The sequence below is a fragment of the Lysinibacillus sp. FSL L8-0312 genome, from assembly GCF_038003285.1.
Taxonomy (GTDB): Bacteria; Bacillota; Bacilli; order Bacillales_A; family Planococcaceae; genus Lysinibacillus; species Lysinibacillus fusiformis_D.
Map to the genome: position 1 here is coordinate 3,393,512 of NZ_JBBOOV010000001.1, position 22,351 is coordinate 3,415,862.

A 22,351-nucleotide genomic window follows, 5' to 3' on the forward strand; every position below is an offset into this window, starting at 1 on the left:
ATGAAAAAAGTATTTTTCGGAATAGGTGCATTGTTCATCTTATTCGTGGCAGGATTGGTTGTATTGATGACTGTAGACTTTAATCGGTTAAATAAAGACACATACTATGTCCACATTACAGCTGAAGGAGAAGTAGAGGAGTATAAGGTAGATAGCGGTGAAATCTTTAAAATGTACTGGTACGAGCTACCTGCTTACAATAAAAATGGCGAAGAAAAAACATTAAAGTTTTCAGCCCACAAAAATTTACGCCAGGATGCTTATTTAAAGCTTTACGTGAAAAAGGAAACGGAAGTCTCTTCATTTGATGAAGTAAAATTCCACGAGTTACCTGCAAAGGTGCAAGATCAAATGAAATAGCAAAAAGGTGATGTCAATAGCAGAAAAAGAATCTTTAGCAAGGTGAGAGGTTGATTTCCGTTCCGCCAGCGCCCTTTCCAGGGGGCGTCCGATGAGCCGCTTCACTCACTTACGCTCGTTCCAGGGTCTCATCTGTGACGCTAAATCCCCTAGGAGTGACGCTGGCTCCACTCCAATCAACCATTCTGCAAAGTGTCTTTACTTTTTTCATAGGAGTATAGCGATCAAATAGCCCATTATCTGTATTCTTAGAGGGGATAAGCTCTTATTTTCAATGTGGAGAAGTGATGCGTGACAACACCTCTCCATAAAGAGAAGTGAACACCTTCACTTTATTTAAAAACCTTTGCTAAAAAGGTAACACTTTTGTGGATTAGAGTGGAGGGCTACTTGACTCCCGTGGGATAGCGAGACAGGCGAGCCTCTAAACGGAGCGGTAGCGGAGGAAGCGGCTCGGCGCTCGCCCACAGGAAAGCAAGTAGCCTGCAGCGGAAATCCATTTTCACCTTTCACAAAAATGCTATGGATAGTTTTGTTTTTCAACACTCTGAGGGGTGTCTCAAAAGTTATTTGAGACACCCCTTTTCTGCACGAAAGCGAAGTGTTACGAAGCGCCAGTGCCAAAACTATGTTTGAAATTTATCGTTTTTCAAAGAATGCTGCTAGTTAAATTTTGGGTTTTCGTTTATTAGGTATTCCTTTTTAAATAAATGTTAACGCTTGTACCTTTCCCTTCTTCAGAGCTGATACTTACGGTTCCTCCATGGGCCTCGATAATATCTCTAGCAATAGCTGTACCTAAACCAGTGCCAGTTGTTTTTTCCGTATTTGTACCTCGGTAATAGCGTTCAAAAATATGTTCTAGATCCTCTGCTGCGATCCCTCTACCATTATCGGAAATCGTAATAGAATCTTCATCAACTGACACAAGTACGGAAACATCAGGAGCATTATGAAGGATGGCATTGTGTAAAAAGTTCATAATAGCTCTGCGCATAAAGTGCTCGTCAATTTGATGCAGACTGTCCTCGGTGGCTGTCTCAAACTCAAGATTAGCAAGCTCATATTGTGGTGTATTCAATGTATCGATTACAATTTCACGAATAAATGGCACCATATTCACTTTTTTTAATGTGAGAGGAAGCCGTTGATGTCTTAAACGCATTGTTAAATTTAAATCATCTAATAGATCTTGCATATGCAATGATTGTTTTTCTATAATTTTTGCGTACTCTGTTTGCTCACTAGGTGGCAATTTTTCATCATTCAATAGCTCTGCGTAGCCACGAATAGAGGCAAGTGGTGTTTTCATATCGTGTGAAACATTACTAATCCATTCCTCACGCATAACTTCTAGTCTCTTTCTCTCTTGTTCATGGGCAGCTAGTTCTAGTGATACTTCATTTAGATTTTCAAAAACAGGCTTGTAAACTCCTCCAGGCGCTTTGTCGGACGAATGCTTATGATCTTTTAAATGGTGAATTCGTTCAATCATCGCATAAAGAGGCTTCGTTAATGTGCGCCCAAAAAGCCAGCCTACCAATGTTGCTACTAACAAGTCCGCAATAACGATGAACAAGCCGAATTTCCCGATAAACTGTAAGATTGATGTGCCAGAAAAATGCATAACATATCTTGTAACACCACTACCTTGAATGCCAATTAAATAACTAAAATCATCCTTATTGCCAATATAAACCGTAGTATTAGAATCAAATTCTTTATATTTATATACCTGAATTAAGTCGATGGGTGTATAGTGCGAGAGTGCTTTTTCTGGTACAAAATGGGCGTCAATAACTTGACCATTTACATCAAGTAATTGAATCCAAGCATTTCGCAGATGCAAATGTTCAAGCCCATCTGCACTTATTGAGGGAACCCCATTTTTAATTTCGATATATTTTTGGAATTCGCGTACAAAGTTTTCTTCTTTAGTTGCAGAAGCACCATCAGAATCAGTAGCTAACCGATAAGTGAGCAGACCTACTAGAATGGCAGTATTGACAAAAATAACGATGATGACAATAGAAAGTACAGAAAGGAGGAAACGCGCTGTTAATCTCCACTTCATTCTTGTGCCTCTTTTGGTACGACGAATTTATAACCAAGTCCTTTAACAGTGGTGATATACAGAGGTTTTGAGGCATCCTGCTCGATTTTTTCACGCAAACGACGGATATGCACCATGACTGTATTATCTGAACCGAAAAAGTCCTCTCCCCAGACACGTTCGAACAGCGTTTCTTTACTTAAAATTCGATTAGGATTGTGCATAAAGCACGCCATTAAACCAATTTCCTTTGCCGTTAACTCCAATAAAACGCCATCTTTATGAACTTCAGTTTCATCGGTATTCAGCTGGAATGGTCCATGCTGTAGTGCTTTCTTGGTAAGGCTCGGAGCAGTATCTTGAGTTTGGTAGCCAGCTCTTCGTAATTGGGCCTTTACACGATAGGCAACCTCTTTAGGGCTAAAAGGCTTAGTAATGTAATCGTCTCCACCAATGGCTAGCCCTAAAATTTTATCAATTTCCTCGTTTTTAGCAGACATGAAAAGTACAGGCACATGTGAGACTTCACGGATACGTCTACATAAATCGTAGCCCTCACCATCTGGAAGCATGACATCTAGCAGTACAATATCTGGTTTTGTTAGTTGAAAGCTTGTCCAAGCATCATGAATGGAGCCAGCTGTATAAATTTGTTTGTAGCCCTCTTTTTGTAAGCTTACTTTTAACAGATTAGCTAAATCAGCCTCATCATCCACTACTAATATAGTTGGTTCTTGCACTTATTCACACGACCTTTCGATTTGGAAGAATCCTTTTCTGACAATCATTATAAATGAAATATACATGAAAGAGGAAATGAAGTATTGATTATATGAAAATTTGTATATAGTAGGGAAATGTATTATGAAACTTTTACAGTTTCTAAAGCGTAAAAGGAGTATGACGATTTAGGAGGAATGACGGTGTTCAAAAAAATAGCAGCAGATGCACTTGGACTTTCAGATATTGGAGTAGTTGTGCCACAAGTGGATTATGATAAAACAGATGCAGATGATTTTATCCTACATGAAATTGACGAAAAAATATATTTTTTAATTAAAACGAAGGCAGATGAGTACTGCTTTACGAATCGTGCCATGATTCATGTAGATGGCGAGAGTGCTATGAGTAAAAAGAGATTATTGCGACGCTATGACTATTCTATGTATGCCATTACAGATGTTTTTCTAGAAACAGCAGGAACAATTGACCTTGATGTCGAAATTAAGTTTACAATTGGTAATTCTCCACTATCCATCGACATCCATAAACGCTTTATTGACGATATTAAAGACCTCTATAAAGCACTTCATGCTATTAGCTATGAGCAAAAACACAATGCCTATAAGCTAGAGGTAGCAGAAAAAAGCTTAAACATTGCTTCTTCATCACTTGGACGGATGGGCAATGATAACATCTCTCCATCTACGTCATTCGAGGAAATCACACGCTTTGCGAGTACTTGGATGATCGACCATAAAGAAAAGTACAAAAAAGAAGACTTCTCACATATTTTTGATTTATACATGAACAATTGATAAAAATAGCTCTCTGCAAATGTGGAGAGCGTTTTTAACATATAACACTTACATAAAAATCAGAACCAGGAGCGTGACAAAAAATGACAAACGAATTGCATGTGCTTGAAAAGGAAGGCTTAGAAAATGATGACTTTATACAGCAATCGCAAGCCGCTGAGACATTGTTCGTAAATGAGTTCATTGATGGAATTTTAGATCCCTCAAAGAAGATGTTAGGGCCCGTTAAAGACGGTGGAACGATCATTGCCAATACAGCACCTGGATGCTGGGGACCAATGCTTACACCTACTATTCGTGGAGGACACGAAGTAACGAAGCCTGTTTTTGTAGAAGGCGCTGAGGTGGGCGACGCCATCGCCATTAAAATTAAATCTATTCAGGTCACATCTCTGGCAACCTCGTCAGGTTACGATGAGGCGATTATAGATCGTTTCATTGGCGACCCGTTCGTTTCTGTCAAATGCCCAGGTTGTGGCAAGCTACATCCAAGCACAATTGTCAAAGGGATAGGTCCACAAGCGATTCGCTGTTCAACCTGTGATACAGAAACGGCACCATTTAAAATGATAAACGGCTATACAATGGCCCTTGATCAAAAAGGTCAAATAGGTGTCACTGTTGGAAGAGAGGGGGCTCGCCGTATCGCCCTTGATGCTAAAAATTACATGAGAACACCTGAAAATTCTGTACAAAATCCAGTTGTTGCATTAGCACCAAGCGACCTAGTAGGTATAATGGCGAGAATGCGACCTTTTTTAGGACAGCTTGGTACAACCCCTTCAAAAGCAATGCCGGATTCTCATAATGCTGGTGATTTTGGTTCGTTCTTAATTGGAGCACCGCATGAATATGCCTTTACACAAGATGAATTGGATTTACATCGTACCGATGGTCATATGGATATAAGTAGAGTACGCGAAGGGGCAACGATTATTTGTCCTGTAAAGGTTCCAGGTGGCGGTGTCTATATTGGGGATATGCATGCTATGCAGGGAGATGGGGAGGTTGCAGGGCATACAACAGATGTAGCTGGTATTGTACAGCTACAAGTTAGTGTCTTGAAAAAAGTAGCATTGGAAGGCCCAGTGTTATTACCAAACGAAGAAGATTTACCTTATACAGCAAAGCCCTTTACGAAGGAAGAAAAGCGCCGTGCACGAGAGCTAGCAGAGGAGTTCGGTGTGAAACAGGTAGAGGAAGCATTCCCTGTATCTATGATTGGTTCTGGAAAAACGCTAAATGAGGCTACGGATAATGCAGTCCAGAGAGCTGCAAAGTTATTTGAGATGAGTGAGCCAGAAGTATTAAATAGAGCGACGATAACAGGTTCCATTGAAATTGGACGTCATCCAGGAGTTGTCACAGCAACCTTCCAAGTACCTAAAACGATATTGAAAAAGGTACGAATTTATAAGACAGTGAAAAAGCAATATGATTAATAGATGAATTCATTCTAAAGCAAACTGTTAAAGGTTTGCTTTTTTGTATGGGTTATGGGGTGGCAAAGTAAGAATTTGTCTGAAATATGAAGTTTAGATTGAATTCTAATGTTGTGTTGATATAATAGGTAAAGTTTAAAAATGATTAGCCTAACCGAATTTAAATAGAACGTAGCATAGAAAAGTTGGTGTCGAATGACAGAGTTTTTTGGTGTGGAAAATAAAATAGAGAAAAAGAATAGTATAAAACCTTTTATATTAAAAATGAGAGGAGGGGGACATGCCCCCTCTCGAACAAATTTTGCTGATGCCATCACGGGAGCAATTGGCGGCTTAATATGTATTTTTGTTTTGCTATGGCTAACAAATTTTACAGAGGCACCTTGGCTAATGGCTTCACTTGGTGGTAGCTGTGTACTTGTATTTGTCGTCTGGAATGCACCGTTATCTCAGCCTCGAAATATTATTGGCGGCCATTTCATTTCCGCCTTTATTGGTTTGGCTATGTATGCACTATTAGGCTCGAGTATGCTGTCTATTAGTTTAGGCGTAGGGCTAACAATATTTTTTATGGCCTTCCTGGGCATTATCCATCCGCCGGCAGGTGCCAATCCTATAATTATTATTTTAGGAGGCTATGGTTGGAGTTATTTAGTAACACCTGTGTTAATTGGAGCTGTCATTATTGTATTTTTCGGATTGTTGATAAATAATTTACGTGAAAAAAGAAAATATCCACTATTTTGGTGATGGAGATTTCCATCTATGAAGTGTATTCACTTGATAGGTGGTTCTTTTTTGTTTGAGAACATTTTAGCTAGGCATATCACTAATTTTTTAGCATATTTTACTTAAGATTTGTTATATTGAAGAAAGAGTGTTAAAAACATGTATTTGAATGATAGGGGAAGATCTTTGTTGGTCGAATTTGATGGGAGGCTCCAATTTTATGCTGTTGGACTGTGATGAGCAATTATTCATGGCTTATAAACAAAAAAGTGAAAAGGGTGCTGAAAATTTACTAGCAACATGGCTGGAGGCAGAGTCAAATCTGCAGGAAGATCCAAAAATACTTGGTACTTCGCTTTCACCAAAGCTATTTTTAGTAAATGAAGAAACGGCTAAGAATATTGCCTTTTCCACAGCTCGTAAATATTGGGGTCGTGTATCAACAGAAATGCAAATGTATTTTGACAAATATGGCTTAGATGCAAAATTTGTGAATGAACGGCTCAATGCTTTTTTTTATACACAAAAAGGAAAAGAAACTTTTTTTGAGCAACTCTTTGCGCAACACACAATAGACTTAGAACGACTAATTTGGCTAGTTTTTGGGAAACGAATGCAAATAGCAATGCCAGTTAATGAACTACAAACAATTATTTTATATAAATTTCAAGATGAATATTTAGTGCATATGATGTATAAAGAGCATGCATCTTTTTGGCATTGGCTTTTTACAAAAAAGGTTTATTCACTGCTTATCCACAGACCCTTAGAGCAATTCACATTTCTTTATGAAATAATGGGACATTTTGAGCAATCTATGAAAGAAAATTGTGAACATGTGGATAACTTTGTGAATAACTATAAAACGATACTGGATAAGTGTATAACTCATGTGGATAAGCACAATGCTAGCTGTTTGGCAAAAAAACAGTTACGTCTTTATCAAATTGTTGTACACTACCGATTGGCTGAGGGAGATAATAACTGTGTGAAGGCACTTATTACGTCCTTTGAGGCGGATTGGCGTTATTCAATGTATGCATTAACGGAGAAGGAAAAAGTGTTAATAGCCTATCTACTATTTCATATAGCACATCAGGAGAAGGATAATGAATTAGTTATTCAATATGGGGAATATTTATTAGAGGATGAGCGACTTAATAATTATGCAATCGAGATAATGCTTGAATATAAAGAGTTACTACCAAATCGTAAGCCGACTCCTCCTGCAATTATTAAAAACTATGAACTAAATTTTTTAGAGAATTTGTATGCTATATTGCTGGATCATTACGTAAGAATGGGACGTTATCAAGAGGGGTTAGTCCTTTTAAAAGAGCATGTACTAGCATCCAATAAAAAAATACATGCAGCATTAGTGGAGGGGAGTTGTAGCAATGAACAATTGATTGCAATTGAGGCATATGTTCAGCAGGATATTGCATTACATGTTAATAATTCATTACAGCATATTGGGTTATCTGTGGAAGAATGGCGTCAACATTATCGCCAATCAGAGGCTCCTTATTATTTTGTAGCTCAAAGTGCCTCTCTCCATCTATTAAATATTTTAAAGATTTTATTTGTAACAGAGCACTATGAGCTTTTTGAGAAATTAATGGAAATCTACAAAAAGTATTTATTGATTGACGATCATTTTGAAAAGCTACGAGTATTTATAAGTGCATATGTATAAAAGTAGGGCTGTCCAAAAAGTTGATCTTCGGCAACTTTCTGGTACAGCCCTGTTCCATATGCAAATAATGCTAGAATGAGTTTTAGAAGTTTTCTTTCTGTGCCTTCGCTGTCTCAAAAGAAGCTTTTATTTCACTTAAAAGATCACTATCTTTTAATAAGCGATAGCCAGCTGAAGCAAGTGCTTTTGCTCCTTTTATTAAAGCTGCATCACCTTCAGGGGATTTAGCAGCTTCTCTAAATTCATTTGTATGCCCAATTAGATCGTCTGGGCCAATTTTTATATATGGATGTGCTGTTGGAACCTCGTAGCTAATATTCCCAGTATCTGTTGAACCTTTGCCTTGTCCTCGAATTGTCCAAACCTTTTCTCCTAAAGCCTCTAACTCCTCTTGTAAAATATTATCTAGTAAAGGATTTAGCACAAAATCCTTTACTTCATTTTGGAAGCGTTCAATTTTTACCGTTGCCCCGGTTGCTAGTGCAGCACCTTCAGCAATTGCACGTACCTTTACTGATACCTCCTCTGTTTTTTTCCATGAATCCGCACGAATGAAGAATCTTGCTGCTGCATATTCAGGAATAATGTTTGGTGCATCCCCACCATGTGTAATAATTCCATGAATTCGAACATCTGTAGGAAGCTGCTGGCGTAAAGCATTAATCCCAACAAAAAGCTGGATCACTGCATCTAATGCATTAATTCCTTCCTCAGGAGCCCCTGATGCATGTGCGGCTTTCCCGTAAAAATGGAAATCAAGTGGATCAACGGCAAGTGTTTCGCTTGTTAGAGATGTTTTTCCTGCTGGATGAATCATTAAAGCGACATCTACTTCCTTTAAATAGCCATGTGCTACAAAGCTTCCCTTTGCACTGCCGTTTGGACCACCCTCTTCAGCAGGTGTTCCTAAGACGACGACACTGCCACCAGTTTCATCTAATGTTTTAGAAAGAGCAATTCCGGCTGCTACACTCGTTGTTCCAATAATATTATGACCACAGGCATGCCCTAAACCTGGAAGAGCGTCATATTCAGCAAGAAAGGCAATTGTTGAACCAGGTTTTCCACTGTCTTTCACTGCATAAAAGGAGGTTTCATGTCCAGCAACGGCTGTGTCTACTTTAAATCCTGCATTCGTCAAGATTTCTACATGCTTTTGACTTGCGAAAAACTCCTGATTCCCTATCTCTGGATTGGCATGGATTGCCTGGCTAGTTTCAATATACAATGCTTGATTTGTTTCAATGGATTCCTGGATTAGTTCAATTCCTGATAAAGTTTTGCTCATATTTATCTCCCCCTATAGTCCTTTGCTTTGTTTTATTAACTCATCTTTTGATAAATCAACAACAATAGATCCTCCATTTGTTTCTGCCTCGACTGCCTTCATTACGTCTTCCTCATGATACAGCTCGACAATTCTCTGATATGTTTTATTATCTTGATCATCTGCTCGTGCAGCAAAAATGTTCACATAAGGTAAGGCGTTTGGATCGTTGGCATCTTCAAGATAAATGGGGTCCTTTACGGGATCAAACCCAGCTTGTCCAGCAACTCCATTATTAATAACGGATGCAACTACATCTGGTAATACACGTGGTGTTTGTTGAGCTACAATCGGTAAAATGTCTAAATCTTTCGGGTTGTCGACGATTTTACTTGGGTCACCGAAGAGACCAAAATCATCTGCCAATTTAATTAAGCCAGCTGATTCTAATAATCTTAATGCACGAGCCTGGTTGGAAGGGTCATCAGGGATAGCAATTTTGTCACCTTTTTTAATTTCGTTAACATTCTTCACTTTCTCTGAATATATTCCCATTGGAGCAATAACAGTAGCACCAATTGGAACTAAATCGACATTATTTTCTTTAGTAAATTGTGTTAGAAACGCGATATGCTGAAAGGAATTAATATCAATTTCTTTATTTGCTAATGCCTGATTCGGCAATGTATAGTCAGAGAACTCAACAAGCTCAATTTCAATCCCTTCCTTTTTAGCTTTCTCTTTTAAAATCGGCCATACTTCACCATCTGTTCCAGTTACACCAATCTTTACTTTTTCTTCTTTTTTAGCATTATCTGTAGCTGAATCAGACCCACAGGCAGCCAATGCTAATACGGCTGTTAAAACTAATAAAATACTAAACCACTTTTTCATTATTAATCTCCTCTTTCGTTGTTTTATTCAAATGAAAAATGTCCTTCTTACCGTCGCATAATTTTTCTTGATAGCTTATTCCCAATCCACTGCGCAATTTGTACAAGAATAATAAGAATAATAACGGTCACAAGCATGACACTTCCATCAAAGCGTTGATAACCATATGTCATTGCAATATGACCTAAACCGCCTCCGCCAACTGTACCAGCCATTGCAGAGAAATCTATTAAACCGACTGTCACAAACGTTAAGCCTAAAATTAACGGTCCAAGTGCCTCTGGAATTAATACAGTAAAAATAATTTGTAGAGGACTTGCTCCCATTGCCTTTGCGGCTTCAATTACCCCAGGGTCAATGCTAACTAAGTTATTCTCTACTACTCTCGCAATACCAAATGATGAGGCAATCGTCATCGGAAAGATTGCTGCCCACGTACCAATCGTTGTTCCAACAACCATTCTTGTTAATGGGCTAATGGCCACTAGAAAAATAATAAATGGAACTGGGCGAATAATATTAATTAAAAAATTTAACAATTGAAACACGAATTTGTTCTCTAAAATATTTCCTTTTCGTGTCACATATAGTAGTAAACCTATTGTTATACCAAGAATAGAACCAAAGATAAGGGTTATAATAACCATTAAAATCGTTTCACCCGTAGATTCAAAAATACGGGGCCAAAAAGTCGTCCAATCAACCTTCATTGAATTTTACCTCCTCAACAGTTACAATGTCTTGTAATTCAGTAAGAACACTAGGTATTTTATCGCTATGTCCCTCAAATGAGACGAGCAAGTTCCCATAGAACTTCTCCTGAATTTCTCGGACAGAGCCATAGACGATATTAACGTCCACATCAAATTTTCTTGTTACGCGAGAAAGGATAGGATCGCTAGCAATATCACCTTTAAAAATAACACGGTATAAATTTTTGCCGCCTTTTTTTCTCCATTCCTCTAATAGAGATGCAGATGGTCGATCTTGCTGAACCGATTGAATAAACCGTTGAGTCGTTAAATGCTGTGGATTTGTAAAAATATCAAAAACTGAATTAGATTCAATTACTGCTCCATTTTCCATGACTGCTACTCTGTCACATATTTGTTGGATGACATTCATCTCATGTGTGATTAGCAAAATAGTGATTCCTAAATCCTTGTTTACTTTTTTGAGAAGGCGGAGAATTTCCCCAGTTGTATCTGGATCGAGCGCTGAGGTTGCTTCATCACAAATTAATATATCAGGGGAGGTAGCAAGCGCCCTCGCAATGCCAACCCGCTGTTTTTGGCCTCCAGATAATTGCTCAGGGTAATCGTTCGCTTTTTCTGTAAGACCAACAAAACTAAGAAGTTCTGCAACTCTTTCATTAATTTCTTTTTTAGGCACTCCCGCCAGCTTAAGTGGATAGGCTACATTTCCAGCTACCGTTCTTGAGGAGAATAAGTTGAAATTTTGAAAAATCATGCCGATTCTTCTTCTCAGCTTTCTTACCTCTTTTGGTGTGAGCGAATTAATATCAACACCTTGTACTTGAACAGTGCCGTGGGTTGGACTTTCTAATAGATTCACAAGCCGCAATAATGTGCTCTTTCCTGCACCACTAAATCCAATAATTCCAAAAATCTCTCCTTGCTGAATTGAAAGAGATACATCTTTCACTGCATTCACTTCACGATCACCAAATTTAAAGGTTTTCGCTACATTCTGAAATTCAATCATTTACTTGCTCAACTCCCTATTTAAAAATAAAGAACAAAAAGGACCTTCCTTTTGTTCTTATCGATTAAGAAAAAAGGAAGGTCCCCACTATTGAAGAAACTACTTCCTTCTCATCTTTCAAATGTAAGTACATTTGCAGGAATTGGCACGGTATTATGTTAATAACCCGCTGCCGAGACTTCATTGGGCCTGTCCCTCAGTCTCTCTGGATAAGAAGAAATTATCGTATTTAATTGTCTGTTAAGATTTAAACAATACTATAATGCTTGATGAATTATATGTCAACATTTCTTTTAAAAAGTTTTATTAGAAAAATAAATACATTTACTGTTATAACAGCAGGAGTACATTGGTAGCCGCGTTTTTTCTAGTGAAATAATTTATGCTTATGTTACTGAGGATGTCAATGAGCAGGCAGCCATAAAAAGGTTCAATTTGAAAATTGCCTACTTCCAAATTGAACCTTTCCGTTATTCTAAAACGCCCTTTTCTCGTAAACTAGCAATTTGTTCATCATTATAGCCAAGTGCAGTTAATACTTCTTCATTATGCTCTCCAAGCTTGGCACCGACATACTTGTACTCAGGCTCAGTGCCATCAAATTTAAAGGCAGAAGCAATTTGCTGTTGCATGGTGCCATCGCTTTTTGGAATATCGATGATCATGCCGCGAGCCTTCAACTGTGGATGCTCACATGCTTCTGGAAAAGTGAGTACAGGCTCTACACAACCTTCAAAATCCTCGTTAAATACCTCAAGCCATTCCTCATATGTCTTTGATAGAAAGGCATCATGAACAGCCTCTTTAAAGCGTATTTGCGTATAGTAAGAATCATTAAAGGTATTATCAATCAACTCAGGAATGTCGAGTGCTTCACAGAGCAGTTTACGAAATTGAGGTTCTAAGCTACCGACAGAGAAGAAGCGTCCATCTTTTGTTTTGTAAAAATCATAGTAACTGCCTCCGTTTAAAATTTCTTGCTCTGGCTGTGGTACACGACCACCCCCAATAAACGCAGCACCATACATAGCATTCAGCGAAAAGACAGCATCTGTCATACTAATATCTATGAATTGTCCTTCGCCTGTTTTTTCACGATGAAGGGCAGCAGCCAGTACCCCAATTGCGGCATGCATTGTCCCTCCAGCTATATCAGCTAGTTGAACCCCCATGGAGACAGGCTTTTTATCCTTATGGCGTGAATAATCGAGTAAGCCTGCTAAAGATAAATAGTTATTATCGTGTCCAGGTCGATTGCTATAAGGTCCAGTTTGTCCGTAACCAGTAATCGCACAATAGATAACCTTTGGATTTATTTCCTTTAGAGCTTCATAGCCAATGCCAAGGCGTTGCATGACACCAGGCCGAAAACCTTCGATAATAACGTCATACTCTTGCACCAGTGATTTTACAATGTCTATAGCCTCTGGTGATTTAAGATTTAATGTAATTGATTTTTTAGATCGATTTAAATGTTGATGAATGTAAGCCTCATGATCTTCATCATAGGGAGGCATAATTCGTGTTAAATCAACGCGCTTTGAAGATTCAACATGGATGACATCTGCTCCTAAATCAGCAAAAATCATTGTCGCCATTGGCCCTGGTAGTAATGCAGAAAAATCGAGAATTTTTAACCCTTGTAAAATGCCCAAATCTTCCAACCCCTTTTTGTGTAGGCTACACGACCATCCCATTGATGGAAGCGTAGCGCTTTTCTCATAATCCCCATTGTGTGAAAAGCGTAACGTTCGATTCTGTATTAATACAGTTTATTTTATTTTAAAGAGTATTATAACAGAATAGACCTTAACTTGCCTATGCTATTTTTCATTATAAAATAAACATTTCAACTTTCATATGTCAGAATAACAATAAAAGTAAAAAAATTTAGAATTTAGATTTTTTATCAAATTTCAGACAATAGTTGTCAGTTGTTAGAATATTTAATTTAAGAAAATAAATTGTAGAATTTTGTTTACTAGCTAGCTATATGATACGACCCTTTTTATTGATACAATCCTAGTGGTGTATTGGATTCTTCTTACGCAATTTGGAAATGATACTATTACCCCATTTATTAATAAAGTATCTCTCAAAAAATACATATAAAATTAACGTAAATAGGAGAGAAGAAATGAAATCACATCAATTAAAACTAAAGCATTTAATTATGGGAGTTGCGATGGCAGCATTCTTTTTCACGAGCCTTGGTAGTGTTTGGGGCGGATACAGAATGAATATTGACTCGATAAAGGAAAATACACTAGAAACGAATAGGGTTTATGCTCAAAAATTGGCATCTACTGCGGATTCTTATCTACATGAATCTTTCCAAATATTAGGTTATAGTGCAACTCAGATACAAGCAAAGATGGACGATGCGCAAGCATTGAATCAGGAAACAGAACGTTTGAGATTGCAAAATCAAATGTTTAATTCTGTAGTAATAACAAATGCAGAAGGATTGGTTTTATCCGTCTCTCCACCATCTATTGAAATAAAGGGAGAAATTTTAACATCAATCGGTGCTAAAGAGGCGTTATCCAAAAGGACACCACTTATCTCTAAACCATATGAGGCGATGACAGGACGTCTCATCATTTTTATTTCTCATCCTATTTTTTCCGACTCCAATGAGTATTTAGGAATGATAGCAGGGACTATTTATTTAAAGGAACCAAATGCCTTTAAAACTTTACTGGGAGAGCATTATAGTAAGGACGGCTCTTACGTATATGTAGTTGATTCAGATGGGCGTGTTATCTATCATCAAGACCCAAGTCGGATTAATGATGTGGTAACGAAAAATAAAGTCGTTCAATCGGTGATATCAGGAAAGAGTGGTGCTCAACTTGTTGAGAACACAGAAAGAGTGAAAATGCTTGCTGGCTATAGTACAGTCCCATCAACAGGATGGGGCGTTGTCGCCCAGAAACCTTTAGACGTAGCACTAGCCCCTTCCTTTGATCGTGTGCAGGAAGTCATTATTAAATCTGTACCCCTTATGATTCTATCTATTATCATTGTACTTTGGGCGGCAGCACGCATTGCCAACCCTTTGCAGCAACTAGCAAATTTAACGGAGGAAAGTTTAGATAAGAAAAATGTAGAAGGTTTAAAATCTGTAAGTGGATGGTACTTTGAAGCTTATTCTTTGAAGAATGCCTTGGTTCGGAGTTTATCATTTTTACATGGACAGGTCTCGTTTTTCAAGGATCAATCTACTGTTGATCCACTGACGGGAGTTACGAATCGACGTACAATGGATTCGATGCTTGCCGAATGGTTAACGAACAATGTACCACATGCAATTATTTTACTAGATTTAGATCACTTTAAAAGTGTGAACGACACATATGGTCATGCAGTAGGCGATAAAGTTTTGCAATTTTTAGCCAGTCATATGGAAGCTGTGGCTCGTGAAGGAGATGTATGCTGTCGATATGGTGGCGAGGAATTTGTCATACTGCTACCAAATACGGCAGCAGAAGAGGCAGCACAAGTGGCTGAACAACTACGAGAAATTTTGGCAACAACAGAAAGTCCATGTGGCAGACCCATAACATTATCTGCAGGAATAGCTGCCTATCCAGCAATGGCAGATTCAACAGAGGAACTAATTAAAGCAGCTGACGATGCACTATACCTTGCGAAACAAGAGGGACGCAATCAAGTAAAGGTTGCGGAAATATAAATGCAGTAAAAAATGAAACAAAGGGGCTTACAATTTTGAATTTCGGGGTAATTGATTAATGCAAACATCATTTGGGCAAGCTACTTGTAAGTCATCCGCCATATGACTTCCTAAACCATGTTCAAATGATATGTAACTCGGGTCACATCTCTTGATCGACTTGACAAGACGTAAGGTTATCCCCCTTTCCCTTATGACACCCCAAGGACGACTAGATGTATGCCTATATATCGTGAAAAGCCAAGCGAGCACCGATGCTCCTTGGCTTTTTTGTTGTGTGGATGAAGGGAATTTATTTTGTTATTAGTGAGGGTCAAACGTGGCCACAATGGTTTGAAGAGGAGAGAAGTGGTGATATCACATGGAAGAGCTCGTCAAAGTGTAGAGCCCGTTCTAAAAGTGGGAAAAGATGCTCATTAAGAAGGGCTATCATTCCAAAAGAAATAGAAAGGTGAGTCAAAATGGCGAATCACTCAGTTAGCAAACTGAAAAATTAATCACCATTTCAGAAATAGAAAGGTCATTTGATTAATCAAGAAATTTACCTGACTAATTTAGATTTATCTATGAAGGTTCGTTAGCTACGAGCCGATATAAAGAGTATGAGGAAATGATATTTGTACGTATCAAAATACATAAGCGAAAGGAAGAGTGGGATGGATAAATCTAAAATCCAAAAAGTAAATAAAGCCTTGATAGCAACAGTATTTGCTACAAGTGGGATTGCTGTTGTAGTACCTCCACCACAAAAAGCGGCAGCGGCTACTTCTCCCTTTACAGACATCGACCAATACTCAGTTCATTATAACGATATATTAAAATTATATTCTCAGGGTGTGATTAACGGGTTTGCCGATAAAACCTTCCGTCCGGATGTCAATGTAACACGTGGACAAGCAGCAAAAATGATTGCAACGGCATTAAAATTGGATACGAGAAATGTCCAAAATCCTTATTATAAGGATGTACCGAAGGGTAGCGAATTTTATAAATTTGTCGCAGCATTGCAAAACGCGGGCATTATGTCTGGGTATTCTAATGGCACATTTATGCCAAACGAAGTGATGACTCGTGGCGAATTAGCAAAAATATTAGTATTAGCATTCCATTTGGAGGTATCTCCTAGTTACAACAATATTTTTAAAGATGTAGATAGCCAATCAAGCAATGCTATCTATATTCAAACACTTATCGATTTAAATATTACTGAAGGCACAACACCTGTGACATTCTCTCCGTTTGATGCTGTAAATCGTGGACAGTTTGCTTCTTTTGTGGTTCGTTCACAAGAGAAAAAGAACAATGAAACATCTTTCAAAATTATAGATGTAGATGATGATGCCGTTTATATAAATGGTGAAGCCTATGCAGTTCCAGAAAGCCTTTCACATATTTTTAATGACGATAATGCACCTGTCTTAAAGGGTGCTTATATTGAGGGTGATCTTTCTGGTAAGAAGGTTCGATCCATCTCTAAACTAACATTAAATGCAAGCGGAACAAGCTCAAGATTCCTTGATTTTGATGGTGATTATGGTTCATTAGGTGCAACCATTGTAGTTAATGGCAACTATATTGAATTTTCGAATCTGAAGATGACAGGTACTATGTTCGTCAATGAAACAGTTCGACCACCATTGCATTTAGGTGCTACTAACAATCAACCATTATCCATTGGGCGTGTGGCGAGCAATAATATTTCTTTTATCAACTGGTCGAATCCAGATAATACTAAAGGCGATGGTCCATCTAATAACAATCCAACAAACGATCTTCAAAATTGGACGAACCAAAATCCTGATAAAGATAAGCCATTTGTCAACTGGTCAAAAGAAAAACAAGAAATGAAAAATGTTGAAAAGCATCTTGAATTTTATAACAGCACTGTTTCGAGACTAGTAGTATCACAAACAGGGACAAAAATCGAATCCAATATGAAACTACCACGTGTAGACATCATCGGAAGTGTTCGCGAATTTGAAATTCAAGGCTATATTGGAACATTAAATCTGGATACCGAAACAAAGTTAACGATCTATGGAGATGGCAATATTGATTGGATAAACTACAACAGTTATACAGATTTAGAGCTGTATATAGATGGTCGTATCGGTACTCTATATGTTGATAATTCATATGGCAAGGTTGACATCGGGGACTATACGTATATCGACAAAGTCATTTTACCTAAAGATGAATCTCCAAATAATATCTTTGATGATTTCCTAGATGATAAAGACAATATCGGAAATATCACAGATCCAGATGGCAAACCAATCGATAAAGACGAAAACGAGAATCAGAATCCAGATGATAAAACAAAGCCTATTGTAAGTATTACAAATGTCAAAGTGCTCAATGGCAGTGAGATTCAAGCAGATTTCACATCTGATGAGGTAGGTACGTACTACTATATTGTGCGTGAAAAGGGAGCAGAGGCACCTAATAAACGTGAAATGGTAAACCATCTTTCAATTGAAAACGTTGCATACGGAAGTAGTGCAGCAATCAAAGGCACAAACTCAATAAAAGTGTCAAATCTAGGTGAGAAAAAAGAATATGTCATCTACATCATGGTTGTAGACGGCTCGAAAAATGCATCTGATATTGTCTCTCAAGCATTCCAAATGAAAGATGCAACTCCACCAGTAGTTAAATCTCTACAAGTTACGCCTTTACATGGAGGAACACGTGCTGAATTCAAGTTTGCAGCAAGTGAACCTGGAGATTATTACTATTATGTACGTAAGAAAACAACAGCAGCTGACCCGACGACGGCAGATATCGTCGCAAACCCAACAGGTAAAGGGAAAGCAAAAGCTGGAGAACTTGGAATAACAGGAATTTTAACAGAATTAGATGCTGAAACCGAATATCAACTTTATGTTGTCATGAAGGATGATTCAGGCAACTTCTCGGTAGATCCTATACCTAAAGAGGCGGTTAAAGAGTTTAAAACTGGTGAGCTTGATAATATCCCACCATATGTTGTAGGTGGACAACTTGTATTACTAGATGAGATTAAAAATGAATTTTATCTAACCGTGAGTGAGGATTTAGATCCTATTTCTGCTGAAAAAATAGAGAACTATGATCTTTCAGGTACAGGGATAGTCAATCAAGGTGCACAGCAACCGATACATCCTACAAAGGTTGTCTATAATAAAGCTCAGAAAAGATTAATTTTCACCATTCCATCACTAACAGGCTTTGTAAACGGGGATAATCTAGTTGTTACAATATCACCGAATGTTAAAGATTTGGCTGATATCGAATTTGAAAATATCAATAACATTCCAAATAATACTGTTCCGCGAAACACAGCCGAATACATTCATAACGATATTGAATTACCAGTCCTCACAATTATAGGAGAACCAGTAATTAATAATACAAAGGACCAAACACTTCTTGAGTTTAATGCTTCAAAAGCAGGAACGTATCATTATCTAATTATGGAGTCAGATATAACTCTTACACGTGATGACCGCTTACGTTTAATTGAAGCTGTCCAATTAAATGAAACAAAATTTAAGGTTGGAACAGAAGAAATCGATATTGTTGGGAGCGGAGGTAATAAACCTGCTCAACTAGGAAAACAAAAGGTAGTAATCCCATTACCAACAGCAAATTTAAATCCGTTTAAGAGCTACTCTATCTATATGGTATTGCGCGATCGTTCAGGAAATGTTTCAGATATTGAGACTAGACATGTAATCGATGACCAAACACCACCGAAAATTGAAAATACATCGATAAAGATAGCTCAAGGAGATAAGAATGCTACCTTCAAATTTATGTCAGATGAAGATGGTACGTATCACTATATTCTTAGAAAAGCTGGCGATGCAACAGTTCCAGTACCTTCAAGTGCTGAGGAGGTTATTGAAAGAGGAAGAGCTAGCAATATGCGAAAGGGTACTAATGAAATTAATTTTACCTCTTTAGAACCCCATCAAAATTATGAGCTTTATGTTGCGGTAAAAGATAGATATAAAAATGCAACAATGCTTCAAGTAGGTACAGAGTCAAAAGTATATACTTTTGATGAACAGCAAAATAAAACAATTACTTTGACACCAGGCGAAACTGACAAAGGTGTAATGGCATATAAATTCTTCTCAGATGGTACACCACCAAAGGTAGAGGATCCGATCGTTAAACAGCTTGATGGAAAAACATTAGAAGTGACTTTTTCTGAGGCTATTGAATTAAAAGATTCAGATTTCCAATTAGTGAATCCTGAAACAGGCACTGCAATTACTCCTACTTATGCTTCATGGAAGTGGCAGGATAAGGTAGATGAAATTGATGAATGGAAGCCACGTAAAATGATACTAACATTTGCAAATGAAGTTACACAAAGCTTTGATATGACAATCAATGCTACCGCGAAGGATAAAGGCGGATGGGCATTCAGTAAATTAAAAGCAGAATACAAATATCCAACAAAAGTGAATACAATTACTTCAGCAACGTTAGTACCTGATATACAGTACCCAGGTGACTTAAATATTTCTAAGCAGGTTCGAGTTATTGCTAACTTAGATGCAGATATAACATGGAATCAGCATTACTATTATGCAGTTCTTTCAAAAAACCAGGGTGACTTAACAATAGCTAATATTAAAGATATTATCGAAAGAGCTGATAGCAGTAATTACACAGACATTCCTGGCGGAGGAATAATATCTTATGGTAAGGGACAAATAACAAAACCTTCAGATGCAAGTTCTGAAAAAACATTTACGGCTATTCAAACAAGCACTGATCCAAATTCTACAAACATATTCCAAAAGGATCAAAAAATATATTTATTTACGAAGGATAAATACGGAAATATAGTTTATGCGAAGGAATCTACATCTCCAACAGCTCCAAACTATGTCTTAATCCAACCTAGAACTCAATAGAATATAAAAACACTAGCTATCAATTCTAATAGCTAGTGTTTTTTATTTACTTAAACACGTTATTTTAAAAGTGGATGATAATCAATATCATTTATAATACATAGTGGAGGAGGGTGAAAGTCGACATGAATATAGAAGAACATCTACTACTCTGGAATTACGCTTCTATCAAGGTATTAGACGTTCGTCATAGAGTAATGAGGATAGGGGATACATTACAGCCTTATAAATTGCCAACAAGTGTACTTATAGTAATCACGCGTGGAACAGCGCAAGTGCATTTGGATCAAACTAATTATCACGTGATTCAGTTTCAAATGATACATAGCGGTAAAGGGGCAGCTTTAGAAATTAATCAAATAACTAATGAACTAGAGTGCTACCTTATTTTTTATAAAGGTTCTGTTCCTTATCCTGTTGGTCAAAGGATTCTTCAGCTGTTTGAGAAAAGAAATGCATTTCAAATCCAGTTTAGCTTGGTACCGAAATATCCGGTAACTATTTATGAAAAAGTGCAGCTTATGTACGAAAGCTGGCAACAATCACGGTGGCTGGAACGTTTGCAAGTTAAAACATTATTCTATCAAATTATATTAAGTATATATCAAGAGTTATGTAGCCAAGAGAGCTATGTAAAAGAAACAGATTTAGTAAGTCAAATAAAGAGGTATGTGGATGAGCATTATGCAGATTCGATAAAGCTAGAGTCTCTTGCAGAGCATTTAAATTACAGTGTATCACATATATCGGCAGTATTTAAAAGAGAGACCAACTATAGCTTTATCGAATATGTCATGCATACAAGAATGAAAAAGGCTGTAGCTCTATTAAAATCAACAAACGTGTCTTTAAAGGATATTGCGACAAGTGTTGGCTATACAGATGTTCATTATTTTAATCGTATTTTTAAAAGACATCTAGGAATATCACCAGGGAAATATAGAAAACGAGTAATGGAACAAGGCATACTAGAAGATACTCCACAAATCATCATGGAATCCTCTATTGAAGGGGAAATGTTTCAACGATATATTGTTAATGATAATCATTATCAATATAAAAAAGGAGAAAATATTCCAATGTCTCAGAAACATAAAACAAACTTTGCAGCGATAGTATTGCTTTGTCTAACACTACTATTGGGTGCTTGTTCGAATGGCACAAACCCACAGTCCAAGACACAAGGACAGACTACCGAAGTAACACAAGCAACCATCGTTTATAAGGCGGCGAATAGAGAAGTGGAGATTCCCAAAAATCCGAAACGTATTGTAGTTGTAGCAGACAGTTATGCGGGTTATTTATTGGCATTGGGCATTAAACCTATTGGTATGTCTGATTTTGCGTTAAGTAATCCTTATTTTGAAGGTAAAATAGATGGCATTGAAAGTATTGGTGACAACAAATCGATTGAAAAAATCTTGGAATTGAAACCAGATTTAATTATTGCTTTTGATGGCATGGAAGGCTTTGAAAACTTTGAAAAGATTGCGCCAACTGTTGGCATTAAGTATGGCGCCATGAGTTACCGTGAACAATTAGTAGAGTTTGGTAAGATGCTTAATAGAGAAAAAGAAGCCGCTCAATGGATAAATAATTGGGATGAAAAAATTGCCGACAACAAGTCAACTATCCAAGAGGTTGTTGGAGATCAGACCGTTTCTCTAATGGGTGGTACTGACAAAGAGGTTTACATATATGGTGATCATTATTCTAGAGGTGGAGAAATTATTTATGGGGAGTTCCAGCTAAATGCGCCAGCCTTGGTTCAAAAAGAAGCACTTGAGTCGAAAGAATGGGGAGTTGCATTTTCCATTGAACGTTTGCTGGATTATGCAGGAGATTTTATTTTTGTAGAAGATACAGCACTTGCATTTCTAAAGGAAAGTATTTTATGGAATGAGCTACCTGCGGTGAAAAATAACAAGGTCACTATATTAGATAGTGATGCTTCCTACTTTAATGATCCCGTTTCATTAGAGAAGCAGCTTGATATTGTAGTAGAAGCCTTTAACAAAATGGATAAAAATAAATAAC

15 protein-coding genes and 1 riboswitch are annotated in these 22,351 nt (G+C 37.5%); of the genes, 8 read left to right on the top strand and 7 right to left on the bottom strand.

Features of this window, described 5'->3' with window-relative positions:
• The gene (locus tag MHI22_RS17165) at positions 1-360 is read left to right on the top strand and encodes a YxeA family protein (protein WP_036125796.1); all 360 of its coding nucleotides are present in this window, start codon (positions 1-3) and stop codon (positions 358-360) included.
• A 688-nt stretch (positions 361-1,048) separates the two neighbouring features.
• On the opposite strand, the gene MHI22_RS17170 is transcribed toward MHI22_RS17165, so the two are convergent.
• Together MHI22_RS17170 and MHI22_RS17175 are read right to left on the bottom strand one after the other, a co-directional pair.
• Positions 1,049-2,434, bottom strand: coding sequence for a sensor histidine kinase (locus MHI22_RS17170; protein WP_058845255.1), 1,386 nt, complete (start codon positions 2,432-2,434; stop codon positions 1,049-1,051).
• Positions 2,431-3,153 (bottom strand): response regulator transcription factor, encoded by a 723-nt coding sequence (locus MHI22_RS17175; protein ID WP_058845256.1) that lies wholly within the window; start codon positions 3,151-3,153, stop codon positions 2,431-2,433. The genes MHI22_RS17170 and MHI22_RS17175 overlap by 4 nt, the downstream gene beginning before the upstream one ends.
• A 183-nt stretch (positions 3,154-3,336) precedes the next feature.
• Between MHI22_RS17175 and MHI22_RS17180 the strand changes: the two genes are divergently transcribed.
• The 4 genes from MHI22_RS17180 to MHI22_RS17195 all read left to right on the top strand — a co-directional run bounded on the left by MHI22_RS17180 (position 3,337) and on the right by MHI22_RS17195 (position 7,818).
• Complete coding sequence (locus MHI22_RS17180; RefSeq protein ID WP_340812404.1) at positions 3,337-3,951, top strand: PH domain-containing protein; 615 nt, start codon at positions 3,337-3,339, stop codon at positions 3,949-3,951.
• An 83-nt stretch (positions 3,952-4,034) separates the two neighbouring features.
• Positions 4,035-5,393, top strand: coding sequence for an acetamidase/formamidase family protein (locus MHI22_RS17185; RefSeq protein ID WP_340812405.1), 1,359 nt, complete (start codon positions 4,035-4,037; stop codon positions 5,391-5,393).
• Positions 5,394-5,588: 195 nt separating this feature from the next.
• Positions 5,589-6,143, top strand: a complete 555-nt coding sequence (locus tag MHI22_RS17190; protein ID WP_036124979.1) for an HPP family protein — start codon at positions 5,589-5,591, stop codon at positions 6,141-6,143.
• Between the two features lie 181 nt (positions 6,144-6,324).
• A complete protein-coding gene (locus MHI22_RS17195) occupies positions 6,325-7,818 on the top strand; it encodes a hypothetical protein (protein WP_254777879.1) in 1,494 nt (497 codons plus the stop codon).
• An 82-nt stretch (positions 7,819-7,900) separates the two neighbouring features.
• Here the strand turns inward: MHI22_RS17195 and MHI22_RS17200 are convergent, their stop codons facing one another.
• The 5 genes from MHI22_RS17200 to MHI22_RS17220 form a co-directional block, all read right to left on the bottom strand.
• Positions 7,901-9,106 carry a M20 family metallopeptidase gene (locus MHI22_RS17200; RefSeq protein ID WP_340812406.1) on the bottom strand — a complete coding sequence of 402 codons (1,206 nt, stop codon included), beginning with the start codon at positions 9,104-9,106 and terminating at the stop codon, positions 7,901-7,903.
• 12 nt (positions 9,107-9,118) lie between these two features.
• The gene (locus MHI22_RS17205) at positions 9,119-9,979 is read right to left on the bottom strand and encodes a MetQ/NlpA family ABC transporter substrate-binding protein (RefSeq protein WP_340812407.1); all 861 of its coding nucleotides are present in this window, start codon (positions 9,977-9,979) and stop codon (positions 9,119-9,121) included.
• 47 nt (positions 9,980-10,026) lie between these two features.
• Entirely contained in the window at positions 10,027-10,689 is a 663-nt protein-coding gene (locus MHI22_RS17210; protein WP_036124987.1) for a methionine ABC transporter permease, read from the bottom strand.
• Positions 10,679-11,704, bottom strand: coding sequence for a methionine ABC transporter ATP-binding protein (locus MHI22_RS17215; RefSeq protein ID WP_058845260.1), 1,026 nt, complete (start codon positions 11,702-11,704; stop codon positions 10,679-10,681). The genes MHI22_RS17210 and MHI22_RS17215 overlap by 11 nt, the downstream gene beginning before the upstream one ends.
• 107 nt (positions 11,705-11,811) lie before the next feature.
• Positions 11,812-11,920, bottom strand: a riboswitch (SAM riboswitch).
• A 254-nt stretch (positions 11,921-12,174) separates the two neighbouring features.
• Positions 12,175-13,359, bottom strand: a complete 1,185-nt coding sequence (locus MHI22_RS17220) for a CaiB/BaiF CoA transferase family protein (protein ID WP_340812408.1) — start codon at positions 13,357-13,359, stop codon at positions 12,175-12,177.
• 482 nt (positions 13,360-13,841) lie between these two features.
• Here MHI22_RS17220 and MHI22_RS17225 point away from each other — a divergent pair, with 482 nt between their 5' ends.
• From MHI22_RS17225 to MHI22_RS17235, 3 genes are all read left to right on the top strand, one after another.
• Positions 13,842-15,401, top strand: a complete 1,560-nt coding sequence (locus MHI22_RS17225) for a sensor domain-containing diguanylate cyclase (protein WP_036128290.1) — start codon at positions 13,842-13,844, stop codon at positions 15,399-15,401.
• Between the two features lie 656 nt (positions 15,402-16,057).
• Positions 16,058-20,314 carry an S-layer homology domain-containing protein gene (locus MHI22_RS17230; protein WP_340812409.1) on the top strand — a complete coding sequence of 1,419 codons (4,257 nt, stop codon included), beginning with the start codon at positions 16,058-16,060 and terminating at the stop codon, positions 20,312-20,314.
• A gap of 125 nt (positions 20,315-20,439) precedes the next feature.
• Complete coding sequence (locus MHI22_RS17235; protein ID WP_101966942.1) at positions 20,440-22,350, top strand: AraC family transcriptional regulator; 1,911 nt, start codon at positions 20,440-20,442, stop codon at positions 22,348-22,350.
• The last annotated feature ends 1 nt before the right edge of the window (position 22,351 follow it).

Bases quoted from the DNA above. Each gene is read 5' to 3' on its own strand.
- MHI22_RS17165 (WP_036125796.1), top strand. From the start codon at position 1: ATGAAAAAAGTATTTTTCGGAATAGGTGCATTGTTCATCTTATTCGTG.
- MHI22_RS17170 (WP_058845255.1), bottom strand. From the start codon at position 2,434: ATGAAGTGGAGATTAACAGCGCGTTTCCTCCTTTCTGTACTTTCTATT.
- MHI22_RS17185 (WP_340812405.1), top strand. From the start codon at position 4,035: ATGACAAACGAATTGCATGTGCTTGAAAAGGAAGGCTTAGAAAATGAT.
- MHI22_RS17190 (WP_036124979.1), top strand. From the start codon at position 5,589: ATGACAGAGTTTTTTGGTGTGGAAAATAAAATAGAGAAAAAGAATAGT.
- MHI22_RS17195 (WP_254777879.1), top strand. From the start codon at position 6,325: ATGGGAGGCTCCAATTTTATGCTGTTGGACTGTGATGAGCAATTATTC.
- MHI22_RS17200 (WP_340812406.1), bottom strand. From the start codon at position 9,106: ATGAGCAAAACTTTATCAGGAATTGAACTAATCCAGGAATCCATTGAA.
- MHI22_RS17205 (WP_340812407.1), bottom strand. From the start codon at position 9,979: ATGAAAAAGTGGTTTAGTATTTTATTAGTTTTAACAGCCGTATTAGCA.
- MHI22_RS17210 (WP_036124987.1), bottom strand. From the start codon at position 10,689: ATGAAGGTTGATTGGACGACTTTTTGGCCCCGTATTTTTGAATCTACG.
- MHI22_RS17215 (WP_058845260.1), bottom strand. From the start codon at position 11,704: ATGATTGAATTTCAGAATGTAGCGAAAACCTTTAAATTTGGTGATCGT.
- MHI22_RS17225 (WP_036128290.1), top strand. From the start codon at position 13,842: ATGAAATCACATCAATTAAAACTAAAGCATTTAATTATGGGAGTTGCG.
- MHI22_RS17230 (WP_340812409.1), top strand. From the start codon at position 16,058: ATGGATAAATCTAAAATCCAAAAAGTAAATAAAGCCTTGATAGCAACA.
- MHI22_RS17235 (WP_101966942.1), top strand. From the start codon at position 20,440: ATGAATATAGAAGAACATCTACTACTCTGGAATTACGCTTCTATCAAG.